The sequence below is a fragment of the Nocardioides sp. CPCC 206348 genome, from assembly GCF_048654705.1.
Lineage (GTDB): Bacteria > Actinomycetota > Actinomycetes > Propionibacteriales > Nocardioidaceae > Nocardioides.
Genome location: NZ_JBMCZA010000190.1, coordinates 89,729 through 96,682, shown reverse-complemented (window position 1 = coordinate 96,682; position 6,954 = coordinate 89,729). Strand labels below are relative to the sequence as shown.

At 69.6% G+C, this 6,954-nt stretch carries 6 protein-coding genes and 1 pseudogene; 6 read left to right on the top strand and 1 reads right to left on the bottom strand.

Annotated features, from left to right (window positions below):
* The 4 genes and pseudogenes from ccrA to ACOADB_RS16350 form a co-directional block, all read left to right on the top strand.
* On the top strand, window positions 1-1,253 hold a 1,253-nt coding region (gene ccrA, locus ACOADB_RS16365), incomplete at its 5' end, for a crotonyl-CoA carboxylase/reductase (RefSeq protein WP_378600665.1).
* 174 nt (window positions 1,254-1,427) lie between these two features.
* Entirely contained in the window at window positions 1,428-2,690 is a 1,263-nt protein-coding gene (locus ACOADB_RS16360) for a hypothetical protein (RefSeq protein ID WP_378600662.1), read from the top strand.
* On the top strand, window positions 2,687-3,835 hold the full coding sequence (locus ACOADB_RS16355; protein WP_378600659.1) for an AI-2E family transporter: 1,149 nt from the start codon (window positions 2,687-2,689) through the stop codon (window positions 3,833-3,835). The genes ACOADB_RS16360 and ACOADB_RS16355 overlap by 4 nt, the downstream gene beginning before the upstream one ends.
* A gap of 36 nt (window positions 3,836-3,871) precedes the next feature.
* Window positions 3,872-4,417: pseudogene (locus ACOADB_RS16350) on the top strand (DUF6629 family protein); the annotation flags it as partial.
* Here the strand turns inward: ACOADB_RS16350 and ACOADB_RS16345 are convergent.
* On the bottom strand, window positions 4,352-5,443 hold the full coding sequence (locus tag ACOADB_RS16345; RefSeq protein WP_378600656.1) for a DMT family transporter: 1,092 nt from the start codon (window positions 5,441-5,443) through the stop codon (window positions 4,352-4,354). The pseudogene ACOADB_RS16350 and the gene ACOADB_RS16345 sit on opposite strands and share 66 nt — an antisense overlap.
* 38 nt (window positions 5,444-5,481) lie before the next feature.
* Between ACOADB_RS16345 and ACOADB_RS16340 the strand changes: the two genes are divergently transcribed.
* Complete coding sequence (locus ACOADB_RS16340; RefSeq protein ID WP_378600653.1) at window positions 5,482-6,021, top strand: CGNR zinc finger domain-containing protein; 540 nt, start codon at window positions 5,482-5,484, stop codon at window positions 6,019-6,021.
* A 78-nt stretch (window positions 6,022-6,099) separates the two neighbouring features.
* Window positions 6,100-6,954: DUF6359 domain-containing protein (locus tag ACOADB_RS16335; RefSeq protein ID WP_378600650.1), on the top strand; the 855-nt coding region annotated here is incomplete at its 3' end.

Here is a 6,954-nt window from a genome sequence, read left to right as displayed (position 1 = left end):
TGACCGTCCACAAGGACGAGGTCAACATGTTCGAGGGCTTGTCCTCGAAGGAGAAGGACCCGCGCAAGTCGCTGCACGTCGAGGACGTGCCGCTGCCCGAGCTCGGCCCGGGCGAGGTGTTCGTCGGAGTCATGGCCTCCGCGATCAACTACAACACCGTGTGGACCTCGATCTTCGAGCCGGTCTCCACCTTCGGGTTCCTCGAGCGCTACGGCAAGCTCTCCGAGCTCACCAAGCGCCACGACCTGCCCTACCACGTCGTCGGCTCCGACCTGTCCGGCGTCGTGCTCCGCACCGGCCCCGGCGTGACCAAGTGGAAGCCCGGCGACCGCGTCGTCGCGCACTGCCTCTCGGTCGAGATGGAGTCCGCCGACGGCCACGACGACTCGATGATGGACCCCGAGCAGCGCATCTGGGGCTTTGAGACCAACTTCGGTGGCCTCGCCGAGGTCGCCATGGTCAAGGCCAACCAGCTCATGCCCAAGCCCGAGCACCTCACCTGGGAAGAGGCCGCCGCACCCGGCCTGGTGAACTCCACCGCGTATCGCCAGCTGGTCTCCAAGAACGGCGGCAACATGAAGCAGGGCGACAACGTCCTGATCTGGGGCGCCTCCGGTGGCCTCGGCGGCTTCGCGACCCAGTACGCCCTCAACGGTGGCGCCACCCCGATCTGCGTGGTCTCCAACGAGGAGAAGGCCCAGATCGTGCGCAACATGGGCGCCGAGCTCGTCATCAACCGTTCCGAGGAGAACTGGAAGTTCTGGAACGACGAGAACACCCAGCAGAACCCCAAGGAATGGCTGCGCCTGGGCAAGAAGATCCGTGAGCTCACCGGCGGCGAGGACATCGACATCGTCTTCGAGCACCCCGGCCGCGAGACCTTCGGCGCCTCGGTGTTCGTGACCCGCAAGGGCGGCACGATCACCACCTGCGCATCGACCACCGGGTACATGCACGAGTACGACAACCGCTACCTGTGGATGAACCTCAAGCGCATCGTCTCGTCCCACTTCGCCAACTACCGCGAGTCGTGGGAGGCCAACCGCCTCATCGCCCAGGGCAAGATCCACCCGACCCTGTCGCGGGTCTACTCCCTCGACAACGTCGGCCAGGCCGCTCTCGACGTCCACAAGAACCTCCACCAGGGCAAGGTCGGCGTCCTCGCCCTCGCGCCCGAGGAGGGCCTCGGCGTCAAGAACACCGAGCTCCGCGAGAAGCACCTCGACAAGATCAACCTCTTCCGCGGGATCTGATCCTTCGAGTACGACGACAACGGGCCCGCGCAGCAGTGCGCGGGCCCGTTCGTCGTTCCCCGGGGTGTGACGCTGGTCCGATCCGGCGGGGCGGACTGTGATTCCCCTTGCCCATCGGGGATCATGGGCGGCGTCCCCCCACGAACCGCATCGAGAGCCAGGGAGGCTCATTCAATGAGCGACCAGGGTCTGTCCATTTTCGACGACGAGCCGAACACCAGCCAGGAGCCCAAGCACGTGAGCACCAAGGCCACTGAAGACGAGCCGACCCAGGTCATTCCTGCCGTGAGCCCCGCTCCGGCAGCGCGCCCGCAGGCGGCTGCCCCCGCCCGCACTGCCCAGACGTCCGGCCAGGCACGCCCACGCGCCGCGACGCCCGCGACGCCGGCCGCGGGCCCCGCCGCTGCCGGCGCACGTCCCGTCGGCTTCACCGGCACCCCGTCCTCCGGCGGCCTGCCGATCGTCCGCAAGGGCGGCTACGACCGCGACGCCGTGGACGCCCAGATCCGCACCCTTTCCAGCGAGAAGGCGACGCTGGGCGCGAGCCTGACCGAGTCCGAGCAGCGCGTGATCGACCTCGAGAAGGAGGTCTCCCGCCTCAAGGCCGACCTCTCCGAGAGCGAGTCCCCTTCCTACGCCGGCCTGGGTGGCCGCGCCAGCGCGATGCTCCGCCTCGCCGAGGAGGAGACCAGCGAGATCCGCAGCGGCGCGGAAGCAGACGCCGCCGAGATCCGCGAGCAGGCCGCCCGAGACGCCAAGGCGATCCGCGCCGAGGCCGCTCGCGAGGCCGACGACATGCGTGCCGTCCAGCTGCGCGAGCTCGAGGAGAACCGCACGCGCCTGCTGACCGACGCCGAGCAGGAGCGCGCCCTCGCCAGGAGCGAGGCCGCCGACATGCTCGCAGCGGCTCGCCGCGAGGCCGACCAGCTCCGCCTCGCCGCCCAGCAGGAGGCCTCGGAGCAGCGCAGCCAGGCCCAGCGTGAGGTCGAGCAGGCCCGCGCGGCCGCCGACCGCGAGGTCCAGGAGGCCCGCCGCGCGCTGGCCGTGGAGAAGGAGCGCCTCGCTCGCGAGGCGACCGACCACCACAACACCGCTGTCGCCGAGACCCGTCGCCTCGTCGAGGAGTCCGAGCAGCGCGCCAGCGCCGCCGAGGCGCGCGCCATCGAGGCCAGCAAGCAGGCCACCGAGAACCGGTCGGCCGCCCAGGCCGAGTCCGAGGGCCTGCTCGCCCGTGCGCGCCGCGAGGCCGAGCAGATCGTCGTGTCGGCCCGCACCCAGGCCGAGGCGATCACCGCCAGTGGCGACGCCGAGCTCCAGCGCGAGGTGGCTGCCAAGCGCGCCGAGCTCGACCGCCTCACCAAGCGCCGCGACGCGATCACCGCCCAGCTCTCCTCGCTCGCTGACCTCGTCGCCGGGTTCGGCGAGGACGAGAGTTGAGCGCACCTGACAACGACGGCATGCTCGAGGACGGTGTCCTCGAGCATGCCGGCATCGACCCGGCCGCACCCGTCGAGGCGCCCGTCGAGGCGACGTACGGCGATCCCGGCAAGCCGTTCGACCGCCGCTCCCCGTTCTACTACGGGTTTGTCGGTGCACTCGGCGCGCTGATCGCCTACTGGCTGTTCCAGGCGATCCTCGGCATCGGCTCGGTGCTGATGCTGGTCGTGGTGTCGTTCTTCCTCGCCGCCGGGCTGAACCCGTCGGTGGAGTTCCTCGAGCGCCGCGGCCTGCGGCGCTCGTTCGCGGTGACGCTGGTCATCGTGATCGCGCTCGCCATGGTGGGGCTGTTCCTGGTCGCCATCGTCCCGGTCATCACCGACCAGATCACGGCGATCACCAACAGCGCTCCCGGCTGGCTCGACGAGCTCAAGAAGAACGACCGGATCCAGGACCTGAACCGCGAGTACGACCTGATCGACAAGGCCCAGGCCAAGATCGAGGACGGCGACTTCCTGTCGAGCATCTTCGGCGGAGTGCTGGGCGTGGGCCTGAAGATCCTGTCCGCGCTGTTCAACGCGTTCATCGTCCTGGTCCTGACGCTGTACTTCCTCGCCTCGTTGCGGACCACCACCGGCGCCCTCTACAAGCTGGCCCCGGCCTCGCGTCGCGACCGCGTCGCGAAGCTCGGCGACAAGGTGATCCACAACATCGGCGGGTACGTCTCGGGGGCCTTCGTCGTCGCCCTCGCCGCCGGCATCTCCTCGCTCCTGTTCCTGTCCTTCACCGAGATCCGCGAGTACGCCGTCGCCCTTGCCTTCGTCGTCGCCGTGCTCGACGTCATTCCGATGATCGGCGCGACGATCGGCGCGGTGCTCGTGTGCGCCATCGCGTTCGCCACCGACGTCAAGACCGGCATCGCGTGCGTGATCTTCTACGTCATCTACCAGCAGGTCGAGAACTATGTGATCTACCCGCGGGTGATGAGCAAGTCGGTCGACCTGCCGGGCGCGGTGATCGTGATCGCGGCCCTCGTGGGTGCCGGACTCCTCGGCGTCGTGGGCGCCCTACTCGCCATCCCGGTGGCAGCAGCGATCCTGCTGATCCTCCGCGAGGTCGTGGTGAAGAGGCAGGACGCGCTCTAGAATTCCGCCAGTTCCCACGTCGAGGGGTCCGACCGCATGTGTTTCTCCGCAGAGATGGACCTGGCCGCAGGCCTGGTGATCACCGGCATCGGTGTCGACACCCTGCGCCAGGCGCGGACCCGCGACCAGATGGCCCTGGCCGCGCTGCCGATGGTCTTCGGCGTGCACCAGCTCATCGAGACCCTCGTGTGGTGGAACCTCGAGGGTCACGTGTCCGACTCCATCGGCGACCTGGCCGCCTGGATCTACGCCGCCATCGCGCTCGTCGTCGTACCCGTCCTCGTGCCGTTCGCCTTCCTGCGGCTCGGCACGACGCTGCACCCGATGTTCGACCGGCTCTTCATGGCGCTCGGCCTGCTCGCCGGCATCCTGGGCCTGCACGCGCTCGGCTTCGAGGAGGTCCCGCGGCGCATCGACGGCCACCACATCTCCTACGCGCCCGGCGATCCGTTCGCCGTGGTCACCCTGAGCGCCTACGTCATCGCCACCTGCGCGCCGAGCCTCGTGGCCCGGGGCTCAGCGCTGCGCTGGTTCGGGCTGGGGAACCTCTTCGTCGTCGCGACGCTGGTCTGGCTCGACCAGAACGCCGTGATCTCCCTGTGGTGCGTGTGGGCCGCCTTCACCAGCGTGCTCATCAACCTGCACCTGCGTGGCGGGATCACCACCGGCGACCGTCCGCTCCCCCAGCTTCACCCCGATCACGCCCAGCAGGATCAGCGCGCCGCCGACGAACTGGACCGCTGAGGGCAGCTCGCCCAGCAACGCCCACGCCCAGACGACGGCCAGCACGACCTCACTGAGCGCGACGAAGGACGCCAGCCGGGAGCCGAGGCGACGGCTGGCTGCGATGCCGGTGCCGTAGGCCAGGGCGGCGGTGACGAGGCCGAGCAGGACCAGCGGTACGACGACGCCGACCTCCGTGCCTGCGTAGGCCACCTGGGCATCGACCGCCTCGACAGGCAGCAGACCGACCAGCGCGAGCACGCCGAGGAAGGCCCCGCCCACGACGAGACCGCCGGCAGCCAGTGCCATCGGCGGCAGGCCACTGCGGTCATCGGCAGAGATCACGAAGTACGCCGCAGCGCCCACCATCGCGGCGAGCGCCCACGCGGCGCCGGCGAGGTCGAAGTCGGCGCCGGAGAACAGGTCGAGCACCAGCAGCAGGCCGGCCGCGGCGACCACGGCGCCGAGCACGGTGATCCGGCCGGGACGCTGGCCGTGCACGAGCCACATCCAGACCACGACGGCAGCGGGAGCGGTGTACTCGATGAGGAGCGCCGGCCCGACCTCCATGGTCCGCACCGCGGAGAAGTAGCAGAACTGGGCTCCGGCCACGGCCAGGGTGCCGTAGAGGAGCACCGTGAGGGCGTTGCGCCGCAGGACGCCCCAGCGCCCGCGCAGGGCCACCAGGCCGAACGGCAGCACCACGGCGGCACCGATGGCGATCCTGATCAGCACGACGGCGCCGGCGGTCCACCCGACGTCGAGCAGCGGTCGGGCCAGGGCGCCCGAGAGGCCGAAGGCGGCCGCGGAGGTGAGGGCGAGGAGCAGGCCGGGTGCAGCACGGGACACCGGAACCGCTTCGATGTCACGAGTCAACGTCGTCATGATTCATGACCGTACGCCGCATGCTGTAACCTGTCAAAGTGGTTTTCACCCATGACACCAACATGTCGCTGCAGGCGGCCGTCGCCCTCGTGAACTCGGCCGTCGAGCCGGTCACGCTCACCACCGTCGAGGAGCTGGACGACTTCTACGGCGAGCACGCCTACAGCGGCCGGCACGACGGCGACCAGGCCGAGCTCGACGCCGTCCACGCGATCCGTCCGCAGCTGCGGGCACTGATGACCGCCGACCGCGACGGCGCGGTGGCCCTGATCAACGCGATGTTGCTCGAGGCCGGCGCGCTCCCGCAGCTCAAGCGGCACGACGGCATCGACTGGCACCTGCACGCGATCGGCAACGACCGCCCCTTCGCAGAGCGCATCGTCGTCGAGACCGCGATGGCGATGATCGACGTCGTCCGCGCCGACGAGATGTCCCGCTTCAGCCTGTGTGCGGACGAGAACTGCGACGGCGTCGTACTTGACCTCTCCCGCAACCGGTCCAAGCGGTTCTGCTCGGTGACCTGCGGCAACCGCAACGCGGTCGCCGCCTACCGCGCGCGCCAGGCGGAGAGCGACTGAACGAACGCCCGATGACGGACGTGTGACATCTGGCGCCGGGGGCTGTTCAGGGCGACACCCGTGCGACAGGATCCGGACATGACACGCATGCTCGGGCTGCGTCAGCGACCGCTCTGCGCCCTCCTTCTCGTCCTCCTCGCGACCTCGCTCCTGCTCGTGGCGCCGCGACCACAACCGGCGTCGGCCGCCACACCGATCACGGTGGCGCAGGCGATCGCCACCCAGAACTCCTCCACCGCCACCGTTCGCGGGTACGTCGTCGGGCAGCCCACGGCGACATCGACCGTCGTCCGGAGCAACTTCCCGAACGACTACGCGCTCGCGCTGGCCGACTCCCCCAGCACCACCGCGACGGGGTCGATGCTCTATTTCCAGATCCCCTCGGCGTTCCGCGCGTCCTTCGGGCTCAGGACCAACCCGTCGCTGCTCGGCAAGCAGATCGACGTGACCGGGACGCTGTCGTCGTACTTCTCCCACCCGGGACTCACCGGCGGCAGCGCGTTCGCACTCGTCGGCAGCAACCCTGATCCCGACCCGGGTGACCCGAGCATCCCGGCCGGCTACTACGACCCCGCAACGGGCAAGACCGGTGCAGCGCTCGCGACGGCGCTCCACGGGATCATCGACGGGAACACGCGCCTGACGTACACGCAGGTCTGGGAGGCGCTGAAGGTCACCGACGCCGACCCGAACAACTCCGCGAACGTGATCGAGTTCTACTCCGGACGCTCGGTCCCCAAGTCCACCAACGGTGGCAACGCCGACGACTGGAACCGCGAGCACACCTGGCCGCAGAGCCACGGTGACTTCGGTACGGCGTCCGGCCCGGGCACCGACCTGCACCACCTGCGACCCGAGGACGTCACGGTCAACTCGACCCGTGGCAACAAGGACTTCGACAACGGCGGCTCGGCCGTCGCCCAGTGCTCCGAC

Bases quoted from the DNA above. Each gene is read 5' to 3' on its own strand.
- ACOADB_RS16360 (WP_378600662.1), top strand. From the start codon at position 1,428: ATGAGCGACCAGGGTCTGTCCATTTTCGACGACGAGCCGAACACCAGC.
- ACOADB_RS16345 (WP_378600656.1), bottom strand. From the start codon at position 5,443: ATGACGACGTTGACTCGTGACATCGAAGCGGTTCCGGTGTCCCGTGCT.